Annotated in this window: 17 protein-coding genes; 13 read left to right on the top strand and 4 right to left on the bottom strand. The window is 76.1% G+C overall.

Translation table 11 applies throughout. The features are described 5' to 3' along the window. Positions 1-223: 223 nt before the first annotated feature. The gene (locus ACIA6C_RS17215) at positions 224-907 is read left to right on the top strand and encodes an esterase/lipase family protein (protein WP_399276631.1); all 684 of its coding nucleotides are present in this window, start codon (positions 224-226) and stop codon (positions 905-907) included. Between the two features lie 153 nt (positions 908-1,060). After that, a complete protein-coding gene (locus ACIA6C_RS17220) occupies positions 1,061-1,456 on the top strand; it encodes a DUF2267 domain-containing protein (RefSeq protein WP_361126144.1) in 396 nt (131 codons plus the stop codon). Between the two features lie 17 nt (positions 1,457-1,473). On the opposite strand, the gene ACIA6C_RS17225 is transcribed toward ACIA6C_RS17220, so the two are convergent. Continuing rightward, the gene (locus ACIA6C_RS17225) at positions 1,474-2,319 is read right to left on the bottom strand and encodes a hypothetical protein (RefSeq protein ID WP_399276633.1); all 846 of its coding nucleotides are present in this window, start codon (positions 2,317-2,319) and stop codon (positions 1,474-1,476) included. A 181-nt stretch (positions 2,320-2,500) separates the two neighbouring features. Next, positions 2,501-3,925, bottom strand: coding sequence for an MFS transporter (locus tag ACIA6C_RS17230; protein ID WP_399277295.1), 1,425 nt, complete (start codon positions 3,923-3,925; stop codon positions 2,501-2,503). A 200-nt stretch (positions 3,926-4,125) separates the two neighbouring features. Here ACIA6C_RS17230 and ACIA6C_RS17235 point away from each other — a divergent pair, with 200 nt between their 5' ends. From ACIA6C_RS17235 to ACIA6C_RS17245, 3 genes are all read left to right on the top strand, one after another. Then, the gene (locus ACIA6C_RS17235; protein ID WP_399276635.1) at positions 4,126-4,980 is read left to right on the top strand and encodes a helix-turn-helix domain-containing protein; all 855 of its coding nucleotides are present in this window, start codon (positions 4,126-4,128) and stop codon (positions 4,978-4,980) included. Positions 4,981-5,046: 66 nt separating this feature from the next. Beyond that, complete coding sequence (locus tag ACIA6C_RS17240; RefSeq protein ID WP_399276637.1) at positions 5,047-5,901, top strand: DMT family transporter; 855 nt, start codon at positions 5,047-5,049, stop codon at positions 5,899-5,901. 223 nt (positions 5,902-6,124) lie between these two features. Then, positions 6,125-6,652 (top strand): DUF3592 domain-containing protein, encoded by a 528-nt coding sequence (locus tag ACIA6C_RS17245; protein WP_399276639.1) that lies wholly within the window; start codon positions 6,125-6,127, stop codon positions 6,650-6,652. A gap of 13 nt (positions 6,653-6,665) precedes the next feature. On the opposite strand, the gene ACIA6C_RS17250 is transcribed toward ACIA6C_RS17245, so the two are convergent. Continuing rightward, positions 6,666-7,472 (bottom strand): putative Ig domain-containing protein, encoded by an 807-nt coding sequence (locus ACIA6C_RS17250; protein WP_399276641.1) that lies wholly within the window; start codon positions 7,470-7,472, stop codon positions 6,666-6,668. Between the two features lie 35 nt (positions 7,473-7,507). On the opposite strand from ACIA6C_RS17250, the gene ACIA6C_RS17255 reads away from it, so the two are divergent. Next, positions 7,508-7,681: a hypothetical protein gene (locus tag ACIA6C_RS17255; protein WP_399276643.1), complete on the top strand. Its 174-nt coding sequence runs from the start codon at positions 7,508-7,510 to the stop codon at positions 7,679-7,681. A gap of 296 nt (positions 7,682-7,977) precedes the next feature. On the opposite strand, the gene ACIA6C_RS17260 is transcribed toward ACIA6C_RS17255, so the two are convergent. Beyond that, positions 7,978-8,871, bottom strand: a complete 894-nt coding sequence (locus ACIA6C_RS17260; RefSeq protein ID WP_399276645.1) for a LysR family transcriptional regulator — start codon at positions 8,869-8,871, stop codon at positions 7,978-7,980. Positions 8,872-9,332: 461 nt separating this feature from the next. Between ACIA6C_RS17260 and ACIA6C_RS17265 the strand changes: the two genes are divergently transcribed. Genes ACIA6C_RS17265 through ACIA6C_RS17295 form a run of 7 tightly spaced genes read left to right on the top strand, consistent with a single transcriptional unit; the run spans position 9,333 to position 26,510 of the window. Continuing rightward, entirely contained in the window at positions 9,333-16,583 is a 7,251-nt protein-coding gene (locus ACIA6C_RS17265) for an SDR family NAD(P)-dependent oxidoreductase (RefSeq protein ID WP_399276647.1), read from the top strand. Beyond that, entirely contained in the window at positions 16,576-21,234 is a 4,659-nt protein-coding gene (locus ACIA6C_RS17270; protein ID WP_399276649.1) for a beta-ketoacyl synthase N-terminal-like domain-containing protein, read from the top strand. The genes ACIA6C_RS17265 and ACIA6C_RS17270 overlap by 8 nt, the downstream gene beginning before the upstream one ends. Continuing rightward, positions 21,224-21,676: a hypothetical protein gene (locus ACIA6C_RS17275; RefSeq protein WP_399276651.1), complete on the top strand. Its 453-nt coding sequence runs from the start codon at positions 21,224-21,226 to the stop codon at positions 21,674-21,676. The genes ACIA6C_RS17270 and ACIA6C_RS17275 overlap by 11 nt, the downstream gene beginning before the upstream one ends. 7 nt (positions 21,677-21,683) lie before the next feature. Beyond that, a complete protein-coding gene (locus ACIA6C_RS17280; RefSeq protein ID WP_399276653.1) occupies positions 21,684-22,526 on the top strand; it encodes an alpha/beta fold hydrolase in 843 nt (280 codons plus the stop codon). Further along, positions 22,523-23,728, top strand: coding sequence for a glycosyltransferase (locus ACIA6C_RS17285; RefSeq protein WP_399276655.1), 1,206 nt, complete (start codon positions 22,523-22,525; stop codon positions 23,726-23,728). The genes ACIA6C_RS17280 and ACIA6C_RS17285 overlap by 4 nt, the downstream gene beginning before the upstream one ends. After that, positions 23,725-25,602, top strand: coding sequence for a methyltransferase domain-containing protein (locus ACIA6C_RS17290; RefSeq protein WP_399276657.1), 1,878 nt, complete (start codon positions 23,725-23,727; stop codon positions 25,600-25,602). The genes ACIA6C_RS17285 and ACIA6C_RS17290 overlap by 4 nt, the downstream gene beginning before the upstream one ends. Then, on the top strand, positions 25,599-26,510 hold the full coding sequence (locus tag ACIA6C_RS17295) for a galactokinase (RefSeq protein ID WP_399276659.1): 912 nt from the start codon (positions 25,599-25,601) through the stop codon (positions 26,508-26,510). Before ACIA6C_RS17290 ends, ACIA6C_RS17295 begins: the two co-directional genes overlap by 4 nt. Positions 26,511-26,531 lie beyond the last annotated feature (21 nt).

Here is a 26,531-nt window from a genome sequence, read left to right on the forward strand (position 1 = left end):
GCCAACCCCGTCGGTGACCTCGCGCAGGGTGCCCTGCGCCAGGCCGTCCCGGACGATGCGGCGGAAGACGGCGTCGGTGACTTCGAGGCGGCGGAAGGTGAACCCCCGCGCCGGGACGGCGCCGCGGCGAAACGTTCCTCGGGTGAAAGACGGCGTCCAGTCGGGTGAGCGGGTCCGCCATACCCCGCGACCGGTCCGGGCGGCTCCGCTAGAACCTGGCGGCGTGAACCCCAATTTTTTGCGGGCCCTGCCCGCCGCCGCACTCGCCTTCGCCGCGTTCATCCCCCAGGCCGCCGCAGTGCCGACGGCGCCCGCGGCCGGCGGGCCCGATCCGATCGTCTTCGTACACGGCTGGAACAGCGACGGTTCCACCTGGAACACCATGGCCGACCGCTTCCGCTCCGACGGCTGGCCGGCCGGCCGCCTGGACCAGTGGAGCTACCCGACCTCCCAGTCCAACGTCACGACCGCCCACCAGCTCGCCGACGAGATCGACCGCGTCCTCGCCGCCACCGGCGCCGCCAAGGTCGACCTGGTCACCCATTCCATGGGATCCCTCTCCTCCCGCTACTACCTCAAGAACCTCGGCGGGGACCGCAAGGTCGACGCGTGGGTCTCCCTCGCGGGCCCCAATCACGGCACCGCCACCGCGATGCTGTGCGGCGGGGCGTCCTGCGCCGAGATGCGCCCGGGCTCGCGCTTCCTCGGCGAGCTCAACGCCGGCGACGAGACCCCGGGCTCACCCCGCTACGCCACCTGGTGGTCGAAGTGCGACAGCATCATCAGCCCCGACAGCAGCACCGTCGCCCTGAGCGGCGCGGTGAACACCGAGACCGGGTGCGTGCAGCACACGGCCTTCCCCGTAGACGCCAAGGTCTACGAGGAGGTCAGGGCCCACGTCGCCTGAGCGGTCGCCGGCCGGCGATCCTCCACCGGACGGGTGACGTCCGGGGGCCGGGCCGAGACGGATGCGCTTCCCGGAGGCTGCGGCGGGCGGTCCGGGGCAGGCTCGCCCTGTAAGCGAGCACGACACAGCACGTAGACGACGAGGAGGCCCACCGTGGCGATCGCATGGGACGAGTACCTGGCCCAGGTCCAAGAACGCGGCCAGTATCCGACCGCTCGTGAAGCCGAGCGTTCCACCCGGGCGGTGCTGGCCACCCTGGGCGGCCACCTGGGGGACACCGAGCGCCAGGAGCTCGCCGCCCAGCTCCCCGCCCCCTGCTCGCCGCCACTCCTCGACGCCGTCCCGGCGACCTCGCCGCTGGGCCCGCCGCAGTTCGCGGAAGCGGTCGCGCTCCTGATCGAGGGCGCGACCCCCGACACCGCGCACTGGGACAGCGGCGCGGTCCTCAGTACCGTGGCCGACGTCGTCGACGCGGACGTTCTCCGGCGCGCGCTCGACCGACTGCCGCCCGGCTACGCGCTGCTGTTCGGCCGCACCGAACCGGTCTGACGGGGGTCGCCCGTCGACTACGGCGCGGCGGTGGCGGCGGTGTCCGTGGCCGGATCCGTGGCGGGCTCCGTGCCGGCTTCGGCGAGGGCGACCTCATCGGACACCGCCGTCCGCGCGGCGGGCCGGACCGCGGTGTACATCACCGAACCCTGGCGGTTCTCCTTCTCGACCTGGCCCTTCTTGACCAGTCCTTCCAGGGTGTTGCGGACGACCTGGCCGGAGGCCTTCCGGCCGGCGTGCGCCTGCGCCAGTTCGGCGGTGACCTCGCTCACCATGCGGGGTTCCGCGGCGTGCACGAGGAGGGCGTGGACGAGTTCGCGCAGCGGGGGTTCCTCCGTCCTGGCCGGCTTCTCGGCGCCCGTGCCGGCCGCCTTCTCGGCGCCGGGGAGGACGGCATCGGGCTTGCGGGCGGCGGGTGTGCGGGCTGCGGACGTGCGGACTGCGGACGTCCGAGCGGCCGTCTTACGGGCAGCCGTCTTGTCAGCGGCCGCCTTGCGGGTCGCCGGTTTGCGGGCGGCCGCCTTGCGAGGGGCGGCCTCGGCCTCCGGGGCGGGAACTGCCGCACCGGAGGCCTTCTTCGCCCGAGCCGCGCCGCCCGTGCTCTTCTTCGCCCGGCGGGGCCGGGGAACGGCGCCCGTCGGCGCCGACGCCGCGACCGCGGCCTCGGCTGCACCGGCGGGGGGAAGCACGCCCTGCACTCCGCAGAGCCAGTTCTCGTCCGATTTGAGTTGCTTCAGGCGTACTTCGAGTTCCTCGATCTGCGCGGTGAGGTCCGCCTGTTCCTTGCGGTTGGTTTCGAGATCGGCGGCGAACCGCTGCGCGTACAGGTCGTGGATGGGCGTGGTGACAGGCTCGTCGGCCATGTGCGGCTCACTTTCCTCATACCTCACGGTGGTGCTTCCGGATGCTACCCAGACGCAAGCCGTTCTTTACCCGAAACCCGCACCACGCTTCCCGTAGTGACCGGGAAACGCGGACCGGTTGACGCCGGTGGCGAGGCCGGCCCCGAGCGCCTGCCCGGGACTTCGCCGCGAGCCGCCCCCGTCACCGCATGACGCGCGGCAGGCGGAGGCTGAGCAGGATCGTCACCGCTATCAGGGCGAGTTGGACCAGCAGGGTCGTCATGACGGCGTCCCGCATTCCCGCCGACTCCGTCAGCGCGAGGAAGAGGCTGCCCAGGGTCGCGACGCCGAGGGCCAGCGCCGACTGCTGCGTGGTGACCACCACCCCGCTGCCCACACCGGCCCGGTCGGCCGGTACGTCCGAGAGCATCAGGCGCATCAGCACGGGCAGTTGGAGTCCCTGCCCGAGTCCCGCCACCGCGACGCCGGGTGCCAGTGCGAGGAGCCCGAGCTCCGGCCAGTCGCCCCGTACCGCCAGCAGGAGCAGGCCGATACCGAGCGCCTGGAGAACGCCGCCGACGGTGACGACCCGGCTGCCGTACCGGCCGATCAGGCGCGGTCCGGCCAGCGAGGCCGCGAAGAAGGCGAGCGCCATCGGCACCAGCGCCAGCCCCGCCGAGACCGGCCCCATGCGCAGCCCCTGCTGGAGCGACACGGCGATGACGAACATGAACCCGCTGAACCCGATCGAGAACGGCACCACCATCAGCAGGCCGCGTCGCAGCGATTCCAGCCGCAGCAGGCTCGGCGGGACCAGCGGGGTCCGCCCGAGGCGGTCGGCGCGGCGCTCGGTCAGGTAGAACGCCACGGCCGCAGGCGGGAAGACACCCAGCGAGACCCACGTCCACAGGGGCCAGCCGGCGGCCCGGCCCTCGGTCAGCGGCAGCAGCAGGGACACGAGCGACAGGGCCAGCAGCAGCGTTCCCGGTACGTCGACCGAGGCGGGCCGCTGCGAACGCGTCTCCGGAAGGGCGCGGACGGCCAGCACCAGTCCCACCAGGACGACCGGGACGTTCACGAGGAACACCGAACGCCAGCCGGAACCGGCCACGTCGGCGGCCACCAGCACACCGCCGAGGATTTGCCCGGCGACCATCGACAGCCCCGCCGTCGCACCGTAGAGGCTCATGGCTCGGGCACGGCGCGGCCCCTGCGTCGTGGCCTGGATGGTGGCGAGCACCTGCGGCAGCATGAGCGCCGCGGAAGCCCCCTGCGCCACCCGCGCCGCGACCAGTGTCCATGCGGTGGGTGCCAGGCCGCAGGCCAGTGACGTGACGCCGAAGGCGGCCATACCGGTCAGGAACAGCTTGCGGCGTCCGATCGTGTCGCCGAGGCGGCCGCCGAGGACGAGCAGTACGGCGTACGTGACTCCGTAGCCGCCGACGATCAGTTCCAGCAGGGCGGGGCCGGCGGCGAGGTCGCCGTCGATGGCCGGCAGCGCCACGTTGACGATGAAGAAGTCGATCAGTGGGAGGGCCGCGCCCAGCAGCACGGTGAACAGCCCGAGGGCCCCCAGCGCCGCTTCGTGGCGGACGACGGGGACGGAGGTGGTCGCCGGGGTGGTGATGTCCTGGCCCGCGGGGACCCGAGGAGGCGCGGGGTGCGCGCGCCGCAAAGCCGTTCGGGCCGCGCGGGTCGCTTCGGTCGTGTTCGTTGTTTCGCTCACGAGGAAGACGATCCACCCGCGCTCAGCCTGGTACCAGAGCGTCCTTATCCTGGTACCAGGAGTACCTGGCAACGGTATGCGGGGTGCGGCACCCTGGAACCATGACCACTGTGGCACCCGAAAGCGACATGCGCCGGCACGAACTGGCGGACTTCCTGCGCAGCCGCCGCGAGCGGATCACTCCCGAGCAGGTCGGCCTCGTACGCGGCCGCCGGCGCCGCACCCCGGGACTGCGCCGCGAGGAGGTCGCGCAGCTCGCCGCCGTCGGCGTCACCTGGTACACCTGGCTCGAACAGGCGCGCGAGATCCGGGTGTCCCCGCAGATGCTCGACGCGCTGGCCCGCGCCCTGCTGCTGGACCGCAGCGAGCGCGCACACCTGTTCGCACTGGCCGGCGGGGTCGATCCGGCGCCGCTGACTCCCTGCCCGAGCGTGACGTCGGCCCTGCGGGCGATGCTCGACCAGCTGGACCCGATCCCGGCCGCCGTGCAGAACAGCCGGTACGACATCCTCGCGTACAACCAGACGTACGCCCGGCTGCTGTGCGACCTCGACCGGGTGGCGCCCGAGGACCGCAACTGCCTGTGGCTGGCCTTCACCGACCCGGACTGGCGGGACGCCGTGGTGGAGCTGCCCGAGGCGAACCGGCTGATGGCCGCGAAGTTCCGCGCCTCGATGGCCGAGCACCTGGCCGAGCCGGCGTGGAAGGCACTGCTGGCGCGGCTGGAGGCGGCGTCGCCCGAATTCCGCGAGATCTGGGCGCGGCACGAGGTGGTCGGCCAGGGCGGGAAGACGAAGTACATCCGCAACCGCCATGTGGGTCTGCTGCACCTGGAACACACCAACCTGTGGCTGGGTCCGGCGGCCGGCCCGCGCCTGGTGACCTACGTGCCGATGGACGAGGAGTCCCGGGAGCGCCTCGACCGGCTGCGGTCCCTGTCGCTCGTCCCGGCCTGACCGACCGGTCGTGACACGGACGTGTCGCAGGCGCGGCGCGGCGGCGGGTGCGGTGAGGATCGGGCCATGGGCTTCGTACTGCCGGTCTTCTTCGCGTTGTTCGCGGCGCTCAGCAACGCGCTCGCGACCGTGCTCCAGCGGCGGGCGGCGCTCACCGTCCCACAGGGCCGCGGCCTGCGGTTCGGCCTGATCCGCGACCTGCTGCGGCGGCCGGTGTGGCTCGCGGGGATCCTCGCGGTGATCGCGGCCGGCGTCGGGCAGGCCGCGGCGCTGGCCACCGGCGCGCTGTCCCTCGTACAGCCGCTGTTCGTACTGGAGCTGCCGCTCGCGCTGCTGATCGCCTCACTGGTGGCGCGGAGCCGACTGCCGGGGCAGGTGTGGCTCGCGGTGACGGGTGTGGTGGCCGGGCTCGCGATCGTCCTGGTGGCCGCGTCGCCGGCCGGGCAGCGCACGCACGTCCCGCTCGACCGCTGGGCGCCGGCCATGGCGGCGTGCGCGGTGGCGGTGGCGGTGCTCGCGGTGACCGGACTGCGGCGGCCGCCGGGCAGGATGCGGGCCGGGTGCCTCGGCGGGGCCACCGCCGTCTGCTACGCGCTCACGGCCGCGCTGATGAAGTCGGCCGTGCGGGTGCTCGACGAGCAGGGCCTCGCCGCCTTCCTGACGAGCTGGGAGACCTACGCCTTCGGCGCGAGCGGCATCTGCGCCCTGCTGTTCCTCGAACACGCCATGCAGGGCGGCCCGCTGGTCGCTTCGCAGCCCGCCCTGACCCTCGGCGACGCGGGCGTGAGCGTCGCGCTGGGGGTGCTGCTGTACGAGGAACACCTGCGCGCCCACTGGTGGCTGCTCCCCCAACTGCTGGGCGTGGCCCTGATCTGCGCGGGGGTGCTCACCCTCGCCAGGTCCGGCGCGAGCACCGGCTGAGGGCCCGCGGGGGACCGCCCGCGCCGGCTGAGGACGGCCGGGTCCGGCGGCGGGGGGACCGCCCGCGCGCACGGGCCGACCCGCCAGGAGCGTCGTGGCGCCGAGCACCCGCCGTCCGGGGCAACCGGAAGCGGGGCGGGGGGCGTCCCAGCGGGTGGGGGTGGTGGGTGTGCGCGAGGGTGGGCGACGGGTCCGGCGGGCCGGTACGGCATTACTGCCGTGGGTGGCCGCCGGCGGCGTGTACGGGTGGGCGAGCTGGTGCTACGGGGGCTCCTCGGCGCCCTCGGGCGCCGTCGCGCTGGTGGGCGGCGCCGTCCTGGTCCTCGCCTGCTGCGCGGTGTACGGCGTGCTGGTCGGGGGCACCGGCGGGTTCTTCGGGGCGCTGCTGCTGTCCCTGGGGATGCTGCTGACGGTGGCCGCCGCCGACCAGGCGGCTTCCCGGCCCGCGACCGCCACCTGCGCCGTGCGAGAGGTGCACACCAAGGTGCAGCACTCCTCCGGTGAGGGGGCTCCACCGGCGCGTACCGTGTACCGCTTCGTCCTCGGCTGCCCGGACGGCTACCCGGCCGAGTTGAAGGAGGACCGGGCGGTGGCGGCCGTCGGCGACGAGGTCAAGGTCGCCTACGACCCCGCGCGACGGGTCTCCGCGGAGCTGGAGGGGCGGACCACGCCCTGGAAGTCCGCTGCCTGGGCGGCCGCCCTGCTCGCCCTCAGCATGACGGTCGCCTGGGCGAAGCAGGCCCCCGAGTAGCCGGCGGACCGGCTCAGAACCAGTTGACGGTCAGGGGGAAGGCCGTACCGGCGGTGGCCCCGGCGGAGTCGGTGGCGGTCGCGGTGACCGTGACCGTGCCGCTGCCCCAGGGTTTGCCCGTGACGCGTCCGGTTGCCGGATCCAGGGCCAGCCCCCAGGGCAGGCCGGTGGCGGCGTACCGGACGGGGGCCTTCCCACCGGTGGTGGTGAGCTGGATGGTGCAGGACTGGTTGAACTTGCAGGTGTGGGGACCGGGGCCGGTGAACTTCAAGCCATCGGGCGACGTGGTCGGCGTGGGAGTGGGAGTGGGGGTCGGGGTAGGCGTCGGCGTCGAGCCGCAGCCCGGCGCGGCCTCCGGCGGCAGCGGCACCCGCCAGATCTGGGTGTCGTTCTCCGAGCCGACGAGCAGGTCGGCGCAGTCCGCGTACGTCACCGTCTCCCCCTGCGACTGCGCGGGCAGGGCGACGTCCGCGAGCTTGGCCCCCGCCGCGGCGTAGACGGTGGCGGTGTCGGCGCCCAGCGGTCCGCCGCTGCGCAGGGTGTACGACGCCCCCGTCGGGGAGAACGCCCCGTCGGTGGCGAACACCGGCCCCGGCCGGACCGCGGTGAGCGCGTTGAGCTGCCCGGTCACCGGCGGCAACGGGGCCTGGTACAACTGGCCCGGCGCGCCGATGACCTTGCTCGCCACGTAGAGCCGCCCGGAGACGGGGTCGGCGAGCAGCGACTCCGCGTCGTGCCTGCCGTCGGCGTACGCGAAGCGGTACGTCACCGGCGTCACCGTGGCGTTGGCGAGCTGGTCGGGTTCGGTGAAGGAGTGCACCGTGATCTCCGCGCGGCCCGGAGAAGTTGTCCCCGATGTCGCCGACGAGGATCGCCGGGGCGCCCGAGGCGTCCTTGCCGATCGTCAACGCCTCCCAGTCGGTGTTGCCGACGCCGGAGACCGTGAAGGTGGCCGCGAGCCGGCCGGTGACGGTGCCGCAGTCGATGGCGAAGACCTGGTTGGTGTTGCCGCTGTCGTTGACGGCGTAGAAGACGCCCGGGTGTTTGCGGCTCATGGCGAGACCGCTGAGTTCGGTGAGACCGCCGGGGAGGGTGCACTTCTTCTCCGGCGCCGGGGGCGCGGCCGCCGCCGTGGCGGTGGCGCCGCTCATCCAGGCGGCGGCCGGCAGGATCGTGGCGACGGCCGCGGTCACGAGGGCGGCGGCGGCCAGGCGGGGCGTGAGGAGTCGTGGCATGCGCCTCATGTGACGGCGCGTCAGTTGGGGTCGCCAGGGCCAACGTCCGCCCGTTCGAGCATCGTTCGATGCCGAGGGGGCATTCCTCCGTCAGCGCACGGGTTCCCGTACGGGCGCGTTGTGCACGGCGTGCGCGATGAAGGCCCGGGCCGCCCGGCTGAGCGGCCGGCGGGCGTGCGCGATGCCCACGGGGCGCAGCAGCGGCGGGGTGAAGGAGCGGATCTCGGCCCGGCTGCCGAACGCCCTCGACACCACGTCGCGGTACCAGATCACGGAGCCGCGCCCGTCGGTCACGCCCGTCACCCACGCGAGGCGCTCGTCCACCTCCAGGCACGGCACGGGCCGCACGCCGAGGCAGCTGAACATGGCCTCCATCTCGGTGCGCCGGCCGGTCCCCGGGGTCGGCAGGACCATCGGCAGGCCGTCGAGCAGGCGGAAAGGCAGCGGCTGCGGCAGGCGGGAGCCGATCGGCGAGATCAGCACCACCTCCCGCTCCTGGATGAAGTGGGTCGAGAACTCCTTGTCGACGGGCAGGTCGACCAGGGCCAGCTCCGAACGCCCGTTGCCGACTTCCGCGGTGAGCACCTCCCTGCTGTCGTGCTGGCGGACCCGGACGTCCACGGTCGGGTGCCGGCCGGTGAACGCGGCGACCAGGTCGGTCGCCAGATCGAGCGCGAGGGTGGGCGTCGTGACGAGGGTCAGGGCGGCCCGCGCGTCCTTCCCGTGGGGATTGCCTATGTCGTCGATGGCGTCCACGGCGTTGAGTACCGTACGAGCCAGCCGGACGACCCGGGCCCCCTCCGGTGTGAGGTCCACCCCCCTTCCCCGACGGGCGAGGAGCTCCACGCCCAGGTCGCGTTCCATGGCCTGGACGGCCCGGGACAGCGCGGACTGGGCGACGAAGACCGAGGAGGCCGCGCCGGTGATGGACCGGCAGTCGGCGACGGCGACGAGATAGCGCAACTGTACGAGGGTGGGGGTCATGACCGGACGGTAACCGCGTGCGGCCGTACCCGTAAGTACCCGTCGCGTGAACAACGGCCCCGCCGGGCGCGGGTGTTCATACCGGGAAGGGCGGGCGGGTATGCCGGTGCGGCATGCCCGCCGTCCCGCCCCGCGAGGGTCGGCGTGCCGGGGCCGCCCGGCCGGTGGCGCAACGCACCAGGCCACGGTACGGCGGAGGTCCGATCGGGGGGCCCGGCGGGCGCCGGGCGGTCGCTGATGGTGTGAAGCAGGCGATTCCGCATGCCTGTTGACAGTGTGAGGCGCCCCCCGCACGATGCAACGCGGCGTGAGGGTGTTCGACAACCGAACAAGACCGGTACCGACGGCGGGCCGCCCGGCCGATGGACGGACGGCCGCGCCCTCCCTTGCCACAGCCCTGCGCCCTTCCGTTCTTCCGCCCCGTACTGCGCCACGTACACAGCACTGGAAGAGGAGCGTCCGTGACCCCCCACCCCCCGCGTACCGCCGCCACCCGTGACCTCGTCGTCGCCGTCAGCCCCTTCGAGGAGCCGCACCCGCGGATCGTGACCGCAGCCGAGCGGGCCGGGGCCCTGGGGCTGCTCGACCTCGGCCGGGACCCGGACGCCACGCGGCGCGGCTTCGCGGCACTGGCCCGCGGGCTGGGGGCCGGGCGGCGCTACGGAGTACGGGTGCCCGCAGGCTGCCCCACGCGGCCGCGGGAGCTCGCACCCGAGGTGGACACGGTGCTGCTCGCCGACCCCACGGCCCACACCGCGGCCGAGGTGGCCGCCTGGGCCTCGGCTGCCGGGCGGCCCCGCGTCTGGGCCGAGGTCACCAGCCGGGCCGAGGCGGCGGCCGCCGTCGCCGCCGGGGCGGACGCCCTCGTCGCCAAAGGCCACGAGGCGGGGGGCCGGGTCGGCGGCGCCACCACCTTCGTGCTGCTCCAGCAGTTGCTCGGGGACCCCGGCGTCGGGGTACCGGTACGGGCCCACGGCGGGATCGGCCCGCACACGGCGGCAGCCGCCGTCGCGGGCGGAGCGGCCGGAGTCCTGCTCGACGTACAACTGGCCCTGACCAGTGAGGGAGAGGCCGGCTTACCCGGGCCGGCGGCGGCCGCCCTCAGGGCGATGGACGGCTCCGAGACCCGGCTCGTCGACGGACACCGCGTCTACGCGCGGCCCGACCTGGAACCGCCCGAAGGGCCTGTGCACGCCCTGCTCGGAGCCCGGGACCTGCGGACCCAGCTGCTGCCCGTCGGGCAGGACGGGGCCGCGGCCGCCCGGCTCGCCGCGCGCCACCGGACCACGGGCGGCGTGCTCCAGGCCGTCCGGGCCGCCATCGCCGGGCACCTGGCGGCGGCGGTCTCGGCCCGGCCGCTCACCCGGCCGCTGGCCGTCGCACAGGGCCCCATGACCCGGGTCAGCGACCAGGCCGCCTTCGCCGAGGCGGTGGCCGCCGCGGGCGGGGTCCCCTACCTGGCGCTCGCGGTGATGGAGGGCCCAGACGTACGCCGGCTGCTGACGGAGAGCGCCGAACGGCTCGGGCAGCGCCCCTGGGGCGTGGGCCTGCTCGGCTTCGCCCCGCCGGAACTCAGGCGGGAGCAGCTGGCGGCCGTCGCCGCGGCCCGGCCTCCGTACGCGATCATCGCGGGCGGCACCCCGGCGCAGGCCGCGCCGTTGGAGTCCGCCGGCATCCGGACCCACCTGCACGTGCCCTCACCGGGGCTGCTGGAGAGGTACCTCGCCGAAGGAGCCCGGCGGTTCGTGTTCGAGGGGCTGGAATGCGGCGGGCACGTCGGACCACGAGCCTCCTTCCCCCTGTGGGAGGAGCAGATCGAGCGGCTGCTCACCTGCCCCGAACCGGAAGCGCTGGACGTGCTGTTCGCCGGGGGCATCCACGACGAGCGCTCCGCGGCCATGGCGGTGGCGGCCGCCGCACCGCTGGCGGAGCGCGGGGCGCGGGTCGGCGTACTGATGGGAACGGCCTACCTGTTCACCCGGGAGGCGGTGACGGCGGGCGCGGTGCTGCCGGGCTTCCAGCAGGCGGCGGTGGACTGCACGCGCACCGTGCTGCTGCACACCGCGCCCGGCCACGCGACGCGCTGCGCCGCCACGCCGTACGCCGAGACCTTCGAGGAGACCCGGCGCCGGCTCGAGGAGAGCGGTACCGAGCCGCGGCGGATGTGGGAGGAGCTGGAGGGGCTCAACCTGGGCCGCCTGCGCATCGCTTCGAAGGGCCTGCGGCGGCCCGCGAGCAATGACGCCGGGTGGCCCCGCCCGGAGGGGACCGCGTTGGAGGAGGTGAGCGCCGAACAGCAGTACGCACAAGGGCTGTTCATGCTCGGCCAGGCCGCGACCCTGCGCACCTCGACCACCACGGTCGCCGAACTGCACGCCCAGGTGACCGAGGGGGCGACCGGGCTCCTGGAGCGGCGGGCCGCGGACCTCGCCGAACCCGGTACCGGTGCGGAGCCCCGGCCCGACCCCCTCGACATCGCCGTCATCGGGATGGCCTGCGCCTACCCCGGTGCCCCCGACCTCGCCGCCTACTGGGCCATGGTGCTCGCCGGGACCGACGCCGTGACCGAGGTGCCGCCCGAACGCTGGGACCCGGCGCTCTACTACGACGCCGACCCGGCCCGAGCCGGCGAGCGCACCCCCTCCCGCTGGGGCGGCTTCCTCGGACGGCTGCCCTTCGACGCCCTCGCCTACGGCATCCCGCCGGCCTCCCTCACCGGCATCGAGCCGGTCCAACTGCTCGCCCTGGAGATCTCCGCCCGCGCCCTCGCCGACGCCGGGTACGGCGACGGGCGCGAGTTCGACCGCTCCCGGACCTCCGTGGTCTTCGGGGCGGAGGCCGGCACCGAACTGGCCGGCGCGTACGGGCTGCGCGCCCTGCACCCCGCCTACCTCGGCGAGCTGCCACCCGCACTGGACGAGCAACTGCCGCGCCTGACCGAGGACTCCTTCCCCGGAGTGCTCGCCAACGTCATCGCCGGCCGGGTCGCCAACCGCCTCGACCTCGGCGGCGCGAACTGCACGGTCGACGCCGCCTGCGCCTCCTCGCTGGCCGCCCTGGACCTCGCGTGCCGCCAACTGCGCGACGGGGACTCGGACATGGTGCTGTGCGGCGGCGCCGACGTGCACAACGGCATCAACGACTACCTCATGTTCGCCTCCGTCCGCGCCCTCTCGCCCGGCGGACGCTGCCGGCCCTTCGACGCGCGGGCCGACGGCATCGCCCTCGGCGAGGGCGTCGGCGCGCTCGTCCTGAAACGGCTCGCTGACGCTGAACGGGACGGGGACCGGGTCTACGCCGTGATCAAGGCGGTCGGCGCCGCCAGCGACGGCCGCTCGCTCGGCCTGACCGCGCCCCGGCCCGAAGGCCAGCGGCGAGCGCTGGAACGGGCCTACCAGCGCGCCGGGATCACCCCGGCCGAGGTGGGCCTCGTCGAGGCGCACGGCACCGGCACCGTCGTCGGCGACAGCACCGAACTGACCGTACTGAGCGATCTGTTCTCCGAATCCGGGGCCGAACCCGGCTCCTGCGCGCTGGGCTCGGTGAAATCACAGATCGGCCACACCAAGTGCGCGGCCGGCCTGGCCGGACTGATCAAGGCGGCCAGGGCGGTCCACGCGGGCGTGCGCCCCCCGACCCTGCACATCGACACCCCCAACCCGGCCTGGCAGGCGGGGAACAGCCCCTTCACCTTCGCCTCCGAGGCCAGGCCCTGGCCGGAGCCCCCGCAGCGGCGCGTCGCGGGCGTCAGCGCCTTCGGCTTCGGCGGAACCAACTACCACGCCGTGCTCACCGGTCACGGGACGGCGGAGGAACCCGCGCACGGGCTGGAGCAGTGGCCGGCCGAACTGTTCTGCTTCCGCGGCGAGGACCGGCGCGCCGCCGGCCGGGCCATGGCGCGCCTCGCGGGCCGCCTGGAGGAGAACGACGCGGCCGGGCGACCGTGGCCGCTGCGCGACCTCGCGGCGGAGGTCGCCGCGGACCCCGGGCCGGTCCACGTGGCGGTCGTCGCCGCCGACCACGACGAACTGGCGGCACGGCTGGAACGCGCGCGGACCTTCACCCCGGGCGCGGGGGTCCGCGTACGGGAGGAGGCGGCCGACCCGGGACGGGTGGCGTTCCTGTTCCCGGGACAGGGCAGCCAACGCCCCGGCATGCTCGCCGAGCTGTTCACGGCCTTCCCCGCGCTGCGCGGGCTCCTGGAGGATGCGCCGGCGGGGGTGGTCCCGGCGATGTTCCCACCGGCGGCGTACACCCCCGAGGAGCGGGCCGCACGGCGGGCGGCCGTCACCGACACCCGGGTCGCCCAGCCGGCGCTCGGCCTGGCCGGGGCGGCAGCGCACCTGCTGCTCGGGGAACTCGGCGTACGGCCCGACTGCGTGGCCGGGCACTCGTACGGGGAGCTCACGGCGCTCTGGGCAGCCGGGGCGTACGACACGCCGGACCTGCTCAGGCTCAGCGTCCGCCGCGCCGAGGCGATCGTCGCGGCAGCCGGGGCGGACCCGGGGTCGATGGCGGCGGTGTCGGCGGCGCCGGAGGAGGTACGGGAGGTCGCGGAGCGCACCGGGTGCGTGGTGGCGAACCACAACGCGCCCCGGCAGTGCGTCATCTCGGGCCCCACGCAGGCCGTCGCCGCGGCGGTGTCGGCGCTGCGCGAGGCGGGCCTGTCGGCCGAACCACTGCCCGTGGCCTGCGCGTTCCACAGCGGGGTGGTGGCGGGAGCGGCGGGTGACCTCGCGGCGGAACTGGCGGCGACGGCGGTGTCCGCGCCGGTCATCGAGGTCTGGTCGAACACCACGGCGCGGCCGTATCCCGCCCCGGCCGATGAGGTACGAGGCCTTGCCGCGCGCCAACTCGCGGAGCCGGTCCGGTTCGTCGAGCAGGTGGAGGCCATGTACGAGTCCGGCGTCCGGACGTTCGTGGAGACGGGCCCGGGCCGGGTTCTCTCCGCGCTGCTGGGCCGCATCCTGCGCGAGCGGCCGCACACGGTGGTGCCGCTGGACGTACCGGGCGAGCACGGGCTGGTCCGGCTGGTGACGGCGCTGGCCGAGCTGGCGGCCGCGGGCGTGCCGCTCGCCCCGGAGGCCCTGTTCCGGGGCCGCACCTCCCGCCTGCCGGACCGCGCCCCGCGCCGCCCCGGCTGGCTGGTCGACGGCCACCTGGTCCGCACCTCGGACGGCACCCCGATCCCGGGCGGCCTCCGCCCGGCGGTCCGGATCCCGGCGCCGCCGGGGGCCGAGCCACCGCGGGGCGCTCCGGTGTCCGGTGGCGCCGAGCCGGCCGGCCGGGTTCCGGCCGAAGGAGTGAACGGTTTTCCGGCGTTCACGGGCGCCGATCCGGCGGGATGGGCCGCGCCGGGCCCGGCGCGGCGACCGGATCCGGCCGGCTACGGGATGAACGGGACCCCGGTCCTCACCGGCCCTGAGCCGGGGCCAGGGGCGGCGGCCACGGCTTCCGGCGCCGAGCAGGCCGTGCTGGAGTACCTCCGCGGAACCCGCGAACTGGTCCGGGCGCAGCGGGACGTCCTGCTGGGCTACCTCGGCGCGGCGGCGCCCGCCGGCGCCCGGACCCCGGCCCCGGCAGCCCTCCCGGCAGCGGTCCCGGCGGCGCCGGCCCACGAGGGTCGGCCCCTGAGCCCGCCCGGTGCCCGGCCGGGCGGTCCGGCCGCATGGCAGCCGGACCCGCCGGCGGCGCCCGTGCCGTTGTCCGCCGCCGGGCTGACGGGCCCGGACGCCCCCGAGGGCGGACCGGGTCCCGCCGGCGACGGCCTCCGGTCGGCGGAGGCGGTGATGGACGTGGTGCTGGAGATCGTCCACTCACGGACGGGGTACCCCCGGGACATGCTGGATCCGGCTCTGGACCTGGAGGCGGACCTGTCGATCGACTCCATCAAGCGGGTCGAGATCATCGGCGCGCTCGCCGACCGGATCGGGCTCCCTCAAGACACCGACGGTACGGCCGAGTCCGCGGTCGAGGAGCTGTCCCGCATCAAGACGCTGCGCGGCATCGTCGACTGGGTCGTCTCCCACACCTGCGCGCCCGAGCCCGAAACGGCGCGCGGGCCGGTGAACGCGGCCGTACCGGCGGCTCCGGCGCCGGGACCGGCCCCGGAACCGGCCCCCGCGCGGACAGGCACCGGCCTGCCACCCGCCCCGGCGCCCGCCGCCGGAACCACCGCCCCGGCGCACGTCTTCGCACCTCCCGCCCCGGCCCGCGCCGCCGCGCCTCCCGCCCCGGCAGCCCGACCGGCCCCGCCTGAGGGCACGGCCGGACCGCTCAGCCGCCTCCGGGTCGTCCCCGTGCCCCTGCCCCCGGCCGTCGGCGTCCCCGAGGTGCTGCGCGGGCTGCGGATCGGGATCGTCGGAGACGGCCAGGGTGTCGCGCTCGCGCTCGGCGAGGTCCTGCGGGACCACGGGGCCGAGGTGCGCGCGCTCGCCGGAGCGGAGGGCGCCCTGGACGCCGTCGTGGACCTGTCCGCGCTCCGGTCCGAGGGGCCCGAAGGCGACCCCGTGCTGCCCGAGGCCTTCCCCGGGCTGCGCGGCGCCCTGACCGGTGGGGTGCGCCGGCTGCTCCTCGTCACCGCCACCGGCACCCGCGGCGCGGGCCTGCACGGCTTCGCCCGCAGCGCCGCACTCGAATTCCCGAGCGCGCTGATCCGGGCCGTGGAAGTACACCCCAAGGAGGCCCCCGAGCAGATCGCGGCGCAGCTGCTCGCGGAGCTGACCAGCCAGGCGCCGACCGACGACGGCGGCCCCGCGTCCGTCGCCTACACCGCCCAGGGGCTGCGGTTCGCCCGCCTCCCCGAGCCCGCGCCCCTGCCCGCCACCCCCGCATCCCCACCCCTCGACGCCGGCTCCGTCGTGCTGCTCACCGGCGGCGCCCGCGGGATCACCGCCCGCACCGCCCTCGCGCTGGCCCGCGCCACCGGCTGCCACGTGGAGCTCCTCGGCCGCACCCCCGAACCACCCGCCACCGAGGACGGGTTCGGGCACGCGCACGACCGGGTCGCGCTCCGCGCCGCACTGATCGCCACCGGGCTGCGCAGGCCCGCCGAGATCGAGGCGGCGGCCTCCCGGATCCTGGCCGAGCGCGAGGTACGGACCACCCTGGCCGCCCTCGCCGCGGCCGCGGCCTCCGTCCGCTACCACCAGGCCGACGTCACCGACGCCCGGGCCGTACGGGCCGTCGTCGCCGACATCCGCACCCGGCACGGCCGGCTCGACGGCATCGTGCACGGCGCCGGAATCCTGCGCGACGGGCTGCTGCGCGACAAACGCCCCGCCGACTTCGCGGAGGTGTTCACCACCAAGGTGGCCGGCGCCCGCAACCTGGCCGCCGCGGCCGCCGAACACGGCACGGCGCCCGCACCCCGGTTCCTGGCCCTGTTCGGCAGCGTCGCCGGGGTCTACGGCAACCGCGGCCAGAGCGACTACGCCGCGGCCAACGACGCCCTCGACGGCCTCGCCCACAGCTGGGCGCAGTCCTTTCCCGGCCGGGTGCTGGCCGTCGACTGGGGGCCCTGGGCGGCGGAGGCCGGCGGCATGGTCACCCCCGAGCTGGAACGCGCGTACGCCCGGCGCGGCATCCCGCTGATCACCCCGGAGGCCGGTACCGCCGCGTTCCTCGCCGAGCTCGCGCACGGAAACGACGTACAGGTGGTCCTGATGGCGCAGGAGGCCCCCACGGCGCGCGAGGGGTTCGGCGATGAGTGACGGCCGCCGCCGCGGCGGTCCGCGCCCGACGGACGCCGCGATCGTCGGGATGGGCGCCGTCTTCCCGGGAGCGGCCGACCTGGCCGGATACCGCCGCAACCTCCTCGCCGGCACGGACTGCATCGGCGACGTCCCCCCGGGCCGCTGGGACCCGCAGGTGTACTACGACCCGGACGGCGCCGGCGGCCCCGTGGCGGGAGACCGCTTCTACTGCCGCCGCGGCGGCTTCGTCGACGGCCTCGCCGCCTTCGATCCGACCCGGTTCGGCATCATGCCGGCGGCGGTGGAGGGCGCCGAACCGGACCAGATGCTGGCCCTGCACGCCACCGCCGAGGCCATCGCCGACGCGGGCGGCGAAGAGCGGATGCCCGCCGACCGCTCCCGGATCGGCGTGGTGCTGGGACGCGGCGGATTCATGGGAGTGGCCACCGCGCGTCTGGACCAACGGGTGCGCACGGCACACCAGTTGGCGCAAACGCTGCGGGAACTCGCGCCCGAGCTGGGCGAGCACCGGATCGCGCAGGTGCGCTCGGCCTTCCAGGAGGCGCTCGGCCCCGAGCGGCCGGACGCCTCGATCGGACTCGTGCCGAGCTTCACCGCGGCCCGCACCGCGAACCGGCTGGACTTCCGCGGTCCCGCCTACACCCTGGACGCCGCCTGCGCCTCCTCACTGCTGGCCGTCGACCAGGCGGTGGGACTCCTGGCGGCCGGGCGCTGCGACGCGGTGGTCGCGGGGGCCGTGCACCACTGCCACATCGCTACCCTCTGGAGCGTGTTCACGCAGCTGCGGGCGCTCAGCCCCAGCGAGCGGATCCGGCCCTTCGACCGCCGCGCCGACGGGACCCTGCTGTCCGAGGGCACCGGGGTCGTGCTGCTGAAGCGGCTCGCGGACGCGGAGCGCGACGGCGACCGCGTCTACGCGGTGATCCGCGGTACCGGGGTGGCCGGGGACGGCCGGGCGGCGAGCCTGATGAGCCCCCTGGTCGCCGGCCAGGTCCAGGCACTGGAACGGGCCTGGCGGCAGGCGGGGCTCGACCCGCGCTCTCCCGGCGCGCTCGGGCTGCTGGAGGCGCACGGCACCGGCACCCCGGTCGGCGACACGGCCGAACTCGACACCCTGGCCCAGGTTTTCGGGCCCGCCGTACCCGGCGACGCGGGCGGGATCGGCTTCGGGTCGGTGAAGTCGATGCTCGGGCACACCATGCAGGCCTCCGGCATGGCCGGGCTGATCAAGGCGGCCCTCGCGGTGCACGAGGGGGTGCTGCCGCCGACCCTGCACCTGGAGGAGCCGCACCGGGACCTCGTACGGACCCGGATGCGGCCGGTGGCGGCGGCCGAGCCGTGGGAACGCGGCCCGGGGCCCCGGCGAGCCGGCGTCAACGCCTTCGGCTTCGGCGGGATCAACGCGCACGTGGTACTGGAGGAGGCCCCGGCGGCCGGCCGCCCGGCGGCCCCGGTGCGGCGGTTCCTGCCGCTGGGGGCCACGGCCGCGCCGGTGGGGCCGGGCCGTGCGGGGGAGGACGTGCTCCTGCTGGCGGCGGACGGCCCGGCGGAACTGGCGCGGCTGCTCTCGGAGCGGCTGACGGACCCGTCACCGGGTCGACCGGCCACGCCGGCGTCGGCGCCGACCGCGACACCGGTACCGGCGCCGGTGGGCGACGGGCCCTGCCGGCTGGCGGTGGTCGGCCCGACACCCCAGCGGCTCGCGCTGGCGGCCAAGGCGGTGGCGCGCGGCAGGCCCTGGCGGGGGCGCGGCGACGTGTGGTTCGCACCGGAGCCGCTCGGCGGCCGGACGGCTTTCCTCTTCCCGGGCCTGGAACCGGAGTTCGCCCCCGTACTGGACGACGTAGCCGACCGGCTCGGTGTGGCCCGGCCTCCGCTCGGCCGGGGCTCGTCCCTCGTCGAACGCGCCCTGGACGCGATGGCGACCGGACGGTTCTTCGCCGGGGTCCTGCCCGCGCTCGGCATCGAGGCCGACGTCCTCGCGGGCCACAGCCTGGGGGAGTGGGCGGCGATGGTCGCCGCCGGCATGTATCCGCAGGAGGCCGCCGACACCTTCCTGTCATCCCTGCGGCCCGGCGACCTCCGCGTCCCGGACCTCGTGTACGCGGCGCTGGGCTGCGGTGCACGGCGGGCGGAGGCGGCACTCCACGGCCTGGACGGGGTCGTCGTCAGCCACGACAACTGCCCGCACCAGTCGGTGATCTGCGGGGCTCCCGCCCAAGTCGGCTCGGCGGTGGCCCGGTTGCGGGACGAAGGGGTGCTCGGCCAGGAGCTCCCGTTCCGCTCCGGGTTCCACACCCCGATGTGGGAGCCCTACCTCGGTCAGGTCCGGGCCGCCTTCGAGCGGCTGCCGCTGCGGGCCGCGTCCCTCCCCGTCTGGTCCGCGACCACCTGCGCGCCGTTCCCCTCCGAGCCGGGCGCGGTGCGGGAGCTGGTGATCCGCCACCTCCTGGAGCCCGTCCGCTTCCGCGAGCTGACCCTGCGGCTCTACGAGGACCAGGGGGTCCGCCGCTTCGTGACGCTGGGCCCCGGCAGCCTGCCGGGCTTCGTAGAGGACACCCTGCGCGAACGCCCGCACCTCTCGGTGGCCGCGTCCTCCCCGCGGCTCGGCGGCCTCCCGGCGCTGCGCCGCGCCTGCGCCGCACTGTGGACCGACGGGCACGCCCCGCGCTGGGACCTGTCGGCCGAGGCGAGGTCCGACGGGAGGACCGAACCGCGGGGCGCCACGGAGGCCCGTACGGGGGCAGAACCGCAGAGCGACACACGGGCCGCGGCGCCTGCCGTCCCGGCGGCGCCGCCCCCCGCCCCGCGCCCACGGCCCGGCCGCGCCGTGCCCCTGGACCTCGGCTCCCCGCTGGTCCGCCTCGGCGAGGCGGCCCGCGCCTCACTGGCCGGTCTGCTGACGCCCACGCCCCCGAACGCGCAGGCGGAGCCGCCCGCCGCCCGGCCGGTGCTGCTGTCCGCCCTCGACGCGGTACTCGCCGACACCGGCGCGGCCGCCCGGAGCGTCACCGAGGCCTGGTCGGCGCTCCGGCCCCCACCCGCGGCACCCACCGGAGCGGGCCCCGAAGGCCCGGGTGGCGCCGTGGCGAGGGAGCTCCTGCGGGTGTCCCTCGCCGAGCTGCCCTACGTACGGGACCACTGCGTGTACCTCCAGCCGGACGGCTGGCCGGAGGACTCCGACCGGTTCCCCGTCGTGCCCATGACCACCATGCTGGAGCTGGCCGCCGGGGCCGCCCTGCGCCACGCCCCGCCCGGTCTCGCCGTCGTCGGCTACGAGGACGTCCGCGCCCTGCGCTGGCTCGCCGTCGAACCGGCCGTGGAGGTGGAGGTCACCGTACGGGGTGACGGCCCCGGCCGGGCGCGCGTCGCCCTCGGCGAGTACGCGAGCGTGGTCGTCCTGCTCGCCCCGCGGTACGAGCCGCCGCCCGCGCCCGACCCCGCCCCCCTGCGCGACCCGGTACCCGCCCCGGTCAGCGCGCAGGCGCTGTACCGCGACCGGTGGATGTTCCACGGCCCCCGGTTCGCCGCCGTGCACGAGGTGCGGTCCGTGGGCGCGGACGGCATCCAGGGGGTGCTGCGGGCCCTGCCCGATCCGGGGGCGCTGCTGGACGCCGCCGGCCAGCTGTTCGGCCACTGGATGCAGCTCCGGCTTCCGGTGGACCGGCTGGTGTTCCCCGCCACCGTGGACCGCGTCCGCTTCTTCGGGCCCACCCCGGCCCAGCAGGAGCTGGTCGCCGCCACCGCCCGCATCCGCGAGGTGCGCGCGGTCACCGTGCGCGGTGACGTCGAGCTCCGACGCGCCTCCGGCGCCGTGTGGGCCCGGATCGAGGGGTGGACGTACCGCCGCTTCGGCGCCGACGAGCGGGTCTGGCCGATGAAGTTCACCCCGGAGGTGTGCGGCATCGGCGAACCCCGGCCCGAGGGCTGGTGCCTGGCCCGCCGGCGCTGGACCGACCCCGCCTCGCGCGAACTGGTGATGCGCCGATACCTCGGCGCCGCCGAACGGGACGCCTACGAGCGGCTGTCGCCGCGCGCCCGGGACCCGTGGCTCCTGGGCCGGATCGCCGCCAAGGACGCGCTGCGCCAGGCGTTGTGGGACGCCGGAGCCGGACCGGTGTTCCCGGCCGAGGTGCCGGTCGGCAACGATCCGGCGGGCCGCCCCCTGGCCCTCGGGCCGCTGACCGGCGGCCTGCGGCTGTCGATCGCGCACAAGGACCGGATCGCCGTCGCCCTCGCCCACCCCTCGCGGACGGTCGGCATCGACGTGGAGCCCGTGACCACCGATCCGGACGCGCTGGTGCGCATCGCGTTCGGACCGGACGAACTCCGCCTTGCCGAAGCGCTGGCCGCCCGCGACGGCACCGGCCCGGCGGCCGCGCTGACCGCGCTGTGGTGCGCCAAGGAGGCCGCCGCGAAGGCGGAGGGCAGCGGGCTCGGCGGCCGGCCCCGCGAGTGGCGGGTCACCGAGGACGGCGAACTCCCGGACGGCACCCTGCTGGTGCGTCCGCCCGGCGGGCGCCCGTACCCGGTCCGCACCACCCGGCTCCCCCTGGAGCCGCTCGACCACGTCGTGGCCTGGACCGTCGGCCCCGCGGCGCCACCGCCCGTCCCCTTCCACCTCACGGAGGCCCGTCATGGCACCTGACATCCTCGCCGAGATCACCTCGATGCTCGTGGAGATCGTCGGCGACGAGTACCTGCTTGCCGAGGAGGTCACGATGAAGACGACGTTCAACGAGGACCTGGCCCTGGAGAGCGTCGAGTTCGTCGCGCTCGCCGAGCTGCTGCACCACCGCTACGGCGCCGAGGTGGACCTGATGGGCTTCCTGGCGGAGAAGGACATGGACGCCATCCTCGCCATGTCCGTCGGCGAACTCGTCACCCACATAGGCCGGATCACGCACGCCTCCCTCCCGCAGCCTGCGGCGTCCCCCACGCCCGGCACCCCACCCGGCACTGCGCCCGCGACTGCCACAGCCGGTGCCCCTGCGCCCCTCGTCCCCCCGCCCGTCGTCCCCGCGCCCGTCGTCCCCCCGCCTGTCGTCCCCGCGCCCGGCGCGTCCCCCGTCCCCACCTCGGCCGGCTGAGCCCGCCATGGCCTTCGTCCGAGCGGGCTCGCTCCGCTTCCACGTCCAGCGGCTCCCTGCCACCGGGTCCCCCGGCCCCGGCCGCCCCGGCGCCCCCGTCGTCGTGTTCCTCCACGGGTTGGTCGTCGACAACCTGTCCTCCTTCTACTGCCCGCTGGCCCTGCCGGCGGCCCGCGCCGGACACGAGACCGTCCTCTACGACCTGCGCGGCCACGGCCGCACCGAACGGCCGCCCACCGGCTACGACACCCGCACCGCCGTACGGGACCTCTTCACGCTGCTCGGCGCGCTGGGCCTCGCCAGGCGCCCCGTCCACCTGGTCGGCAACAGCTACGGCGGCACCCTCGCGCTGCACGCCGCCCTGACCCGGCCCGACCTCGTCGCCGGGCTCACCCTCCTCGAACCCCCGCTCAGCGGCGCCTGGGTGGAGAACATGTTGGACACCCTGTCGGCCGCAGCGCTCAGCCTGGAGGACACCCCGGTCCCCGCCGAACTGCTGACCCTGCGCCTGCGCAAGGCCGCCAACCTCACGGCCATCGCCGACGAACTCCTCAACCGCACCTCGCTGATCGACGACATCGCCGGGAGCCGCACCTTCACGCCGGCCGACTACGGGCGGCTGCGCTGCCCCGTCCTGATCGTCTGCGGCGAACACTCCGAACTCGTCCCCGGGGCGAGGGAACTGGCCCGCCACGCGCCGCGCCCCACCTCCATCGAGATCCTTCCGGGCCTGGGCCACGACGTGTTGAAGGAGACCAGCGGAACCCTGCGCAAGGCCGTACTGGCCCACCTCGACGCGACGGCCGACCTGGCCGCGCGCTCGCCGCGGGCGGGAGCTCTGATCCGATGAGGGTGCTCTTCACGGTCCCGCCCCTGGCGGGGCACGTCAATCCGACCGTGGCCGTCGGCGCCGAACTGGCCGCCCGGGGCCACGACGTCGCCTGGACGGGTCCGGCCCCGGCCCTGGCCGCCCTGCTGCCCGCCCGGGCCCGGATCCTGCCCTCCGGTGAAGGCACGGACACCGGCGCGGACGGCCCCGGTACCGGCGCGGGCACCGCCTACACCGCCCTGCACGAGCGCTGGCTCGATCTGCGCGGCGTCGCGGCGCTGCGCTTCCTCTGGGAAGAGGCGCTGGTGCCGCTCGCCCGGGCCATGGTGCCCGGGGTGACCCTGGCGGTGCGCGCGTTCGAGCCGGACGTGCTCGTCGCCGACCAGCAGGCCCTGGCCGGGCCGCTCGTCGCCCGCCGGCTCGGTGTGCCGTGGGCCACCTCGGCCAGTACGTCGGCCGAACTCACCCGGCCCTTCGCCGACTTCCCGAAGGTGGGACAGTGGGTGGACGGGCAGATCGGGGGCCTGCTCGCGGAGTTCGGGGACCGCGCCGGGGCCGGAGGCGGCTGGGACCCCCGGTTCTCGGACCGGCTCGTACTCGTCTTCTCCACACCCGACCTCCTCGGCAGCGCGCAGGACTTCCCGCCGCACTACGCCTTCGTCGGACCGGCGCTCGGCGCCCGTCCGGCCGCTCCCGGCTTCCCCTGGCAGCGGCTGGACCCGGCGCGGCGCCGTGTCCTGGTGTCCCTGGGCACCCTCAACCAGGAGGCGGGTGCCCGCTTCTACCGCGAGGTGCTGGGCGCCGCCGGCCTGCTCGCCGCGCACACCCAGCTGGTACTGGCCGCCCCGGCCTCCCTCGTGGGGGACGCGCCCGGGCACGTACTGCACCAGGAGCGGGTCCCCCAGCTGGACCTGCTCCCGCACCTGGACGCGGTGGTCTGCCACGGCGGCCACAACACCGTGTGCGAGGCCCTCGCGCACGGACTGCCGCTGGTGGTCGCACCGATCCGGGACGACCAGCCGATCGTCGCCCGGCAGGTCGTCGAGGCCGGCGCCGGCGTCCGGGTGCGGTTCGGCAGGACCCGGGCCGACGAACTGCGCGATGCGCTCACGGCCGTGCTGGACGAGCCCGGCCCCCGCCGGGCGGCCCGGCGGATCCAGGCCTCATTCGCCGCTGCGGGCGGTGCCGCCGCCGCGGCCGACCGGTTGGAGAAGCTGATATGACGCCACCCCCTCTCCCGCACGTCCGGTGGGTTCCGGCGGCGCTGCTGACCGCGCTCGCCGCGGGCACGGTGCGCACCCGGCGACGGCTCCGGGCGATCCCCGTACTGCCGCTGGTACCGCCCGAGGCGGCCGGTGAGGTGCCGCGCGCGGCCGGGTGGCGGCTGCTCACCGCCCCGGGCGTCGAGCCCGATGCGGCCACGTTCCTCAGCGCCTGCGCGTACGCCGAACGCGAGGGGCTGAGGGTGCTGGACCTGCTGCCGGCGGACCTGGACGCCGAGCGGGCGCTCGGACTGCTGCGGCTGGTGGACCCGGCACATTACCGGGAGGACCGGCTCGGCGAGGGACGCGGGGCCGGGCACGCCCTGCTCGTCGCGGAGGAGGTGCTCGCGCGGGCCGGGGCGGAACCCGGCGCAGCGCGGCCCGCGCCTGCGGAACTGCTCGCGCTCACCCGCCGTGTGAAGGAGTACGCGGCCGGCGCCACCGGGCTGGCCATCGCCCCGGCGCTCAGCCTCGGCCGGCCCGGCGCGGCCCCCTGGGGCGCGGGCTCCGGGACGGCGCGCGCCGCCGAGCTGCGGGCCCAGGGCCTGCCGCCCGGGCCGCTCGCGGCCGCCCAACTGGGCGGGCTCGCGCTGCTCGCCGGCGCCGCCGTACGCCAGGGCCGGTGGGGCGCCGCCGCGGCCGCACTGTACTGGCTCCAGCCCTATCTCGCGCTCGGCGGCCCCGGCTCCCCGCTGCGCCCGCACGACCTGGCCCGGTCCACGGCCGCCCGGCCGGCCCGCTCCCTCGCCGCCGCCCTGGCGACGGCCACGGCGGCCGCCCGGGACCGGCGCGGGGCGCCGGACCCGGCCCGCGCCGCCGCCTACCGGGCGGACCTGGCCTTTGGCCCGGACCGGTTCCTCGAACCGCGCCGCCCGGACTGCCCGTGGTGCGGCTCCCGGCGGCTCTCGGTCCGGGTCGAGGTGCCGGACCTGCTCCAGGCGAAGCCCGGCCGGTTCACCCTGGAACAGTGCGGGGACTGCGAGCACGTGTTCCAGAACCCCCGACTGACCCTGGACGGGCTGGAGTTCTACTACCGCGACTTCTACGACGGGCGCGGCGGCGAGGGCGCCGGCACCGTCTTCGGACGCCTCGGCGCCGCCTACCGGGCGCGCGCCGAAATGCTCCTCACCCGGGCCGAACCCCGCTCGTGGCTGGACGTGGGGACGGGCCACGGCCACTTCTGCAACGCCGCCCGGGCCGTCTGGCCGCGCACCCGGTTCGACGGCCTGGACATGGGCGACGGCGTCCGCGAGGCGGAGCGCCGCGGCTGGGTGGAGACCGGGTACCAGGGGCAGTTCCCGGAGTTCGCGTCGAAGCTGGCGGGCCAGTACGAGGTCGTCAGCATGTACCACTACCTGGAGCACACCCGGGACCCGCTCGCCGAACTCGACGCGGCGGCCGCCGTCCTCGCCCCCGGCGGCCACCTGACCATCGAGCTACCCGACCCCCAGTCGCGCATGGCGAACCTCCTCGGCCCGGTGTGGCTGCCCTGGTTCCAGCCGCAGCACCAGCACCTGATCCCGGCCCGGAACCTGCGCGAGGCGCTGGCCCGCCGCGGCTTCGAAGTCCTCGCCGAGGAACACGGCCCGGCCCACCAGGGCAACGACTTCTTCGGAGCGGTGGCCCTCACCACGACCCGGCTGGCCCCGGACCCCGACCGGCCGTGGGGGCCGCCGTCCACGCCACGGGCGCGGGCCCTCGCCACGGCCGTGCGGGCCGCCTCCCTCCCGTTCTTCGCCGCGGCGGCGGCCCTCGACGCCGTGCGCACGGCCGCCGCCCACCGCACCGACGGCGGCAACGCCTACCGGCTCCTCGCCCGCAAGGACGCCCCGTGACGGGCCCCGCCCCGGCGTCGTCCGACCTGGCCCGGCGGGCCACCGCCGATCCGCTGTTCCGGCTCGTCGCCTACGCCCTGGAGGCGGCGCACGGACGGCCCCCCACCGCCGTGTGGAGCGCCCCGTACGCCTTCCACCTCGGCTCGCCCGGACTCGTCGCGGCGGCCGGCTGGCCCACGGCCGCCGCCGCGGCCCCGCGCGCCGACGGGCTGGTCCGGCTCAGCTCCCTCGCCCACCCCGCGGACAGCTGCGACCTGCCGCTCACCCCGTCCGGTCCGGCGCCCTCCGCCCCCGACTGGGCGGTGCGCCCCTACGCGGTGCTTCGGGCCCTCGCCCGGGCCGGTATCGGCCGCGGCGGGAGCGACCTGCACGTGCAGGGCTCGCTCACCGCCGCCGCCGGACTCGCCACCGCCGAGCCCGCCGACTGCGCGATCGCCTTGGCGGTGGCCGACGCCCACGCCGCCCCCGGACGGCGGCCGGACCGGTCCGGTACGGCCCGGCTGCTGGCCGACGCCCTGCCCGACGGGGACGACGCCCTGCGCCGGGCGGTCCTCTTCGCCCGGTCCGGCCGGGCACTGCTGAGCCCCGTCCGGGCGGACCGGCGGCGGCGCTACACCGCCTTCGACCCGGCCGCCGAGGGCGCGCGGCTGGTGCTGCTGGCCGTACGGGGGGATCCGGCGGACCGGCCCGCGGAGCTGGCCCGGGCCGTGGACCTCAGCCGTCGGGCCGGGGCCCTGAGCGCCTGGCCGCCCGGGCGGCGGCCGGGCCGGAGCGTGCTGGTGCTGCTGCCCGAGTCCCGGCTGGCGGCGGCCCGGGCCGCGGTCGCCGAGGACTTCCGCGGTCGCGGACGGCCCGTGCCGCGGTTCCTGAACATCACCGTCTCGGGCGCGGCCCGGCGCGAGGAATGACACCCCGACCACCCCACCCCC

The sequence above is a fragment of the Streptomyces sp. NPDC051578 genome (genome assembly GCF_044454045.1).
GTDB lineage: Bacteria > Actinomycetota > Actinomycetes > Streptomycetales > Streptomycetaceae > Streptomyces.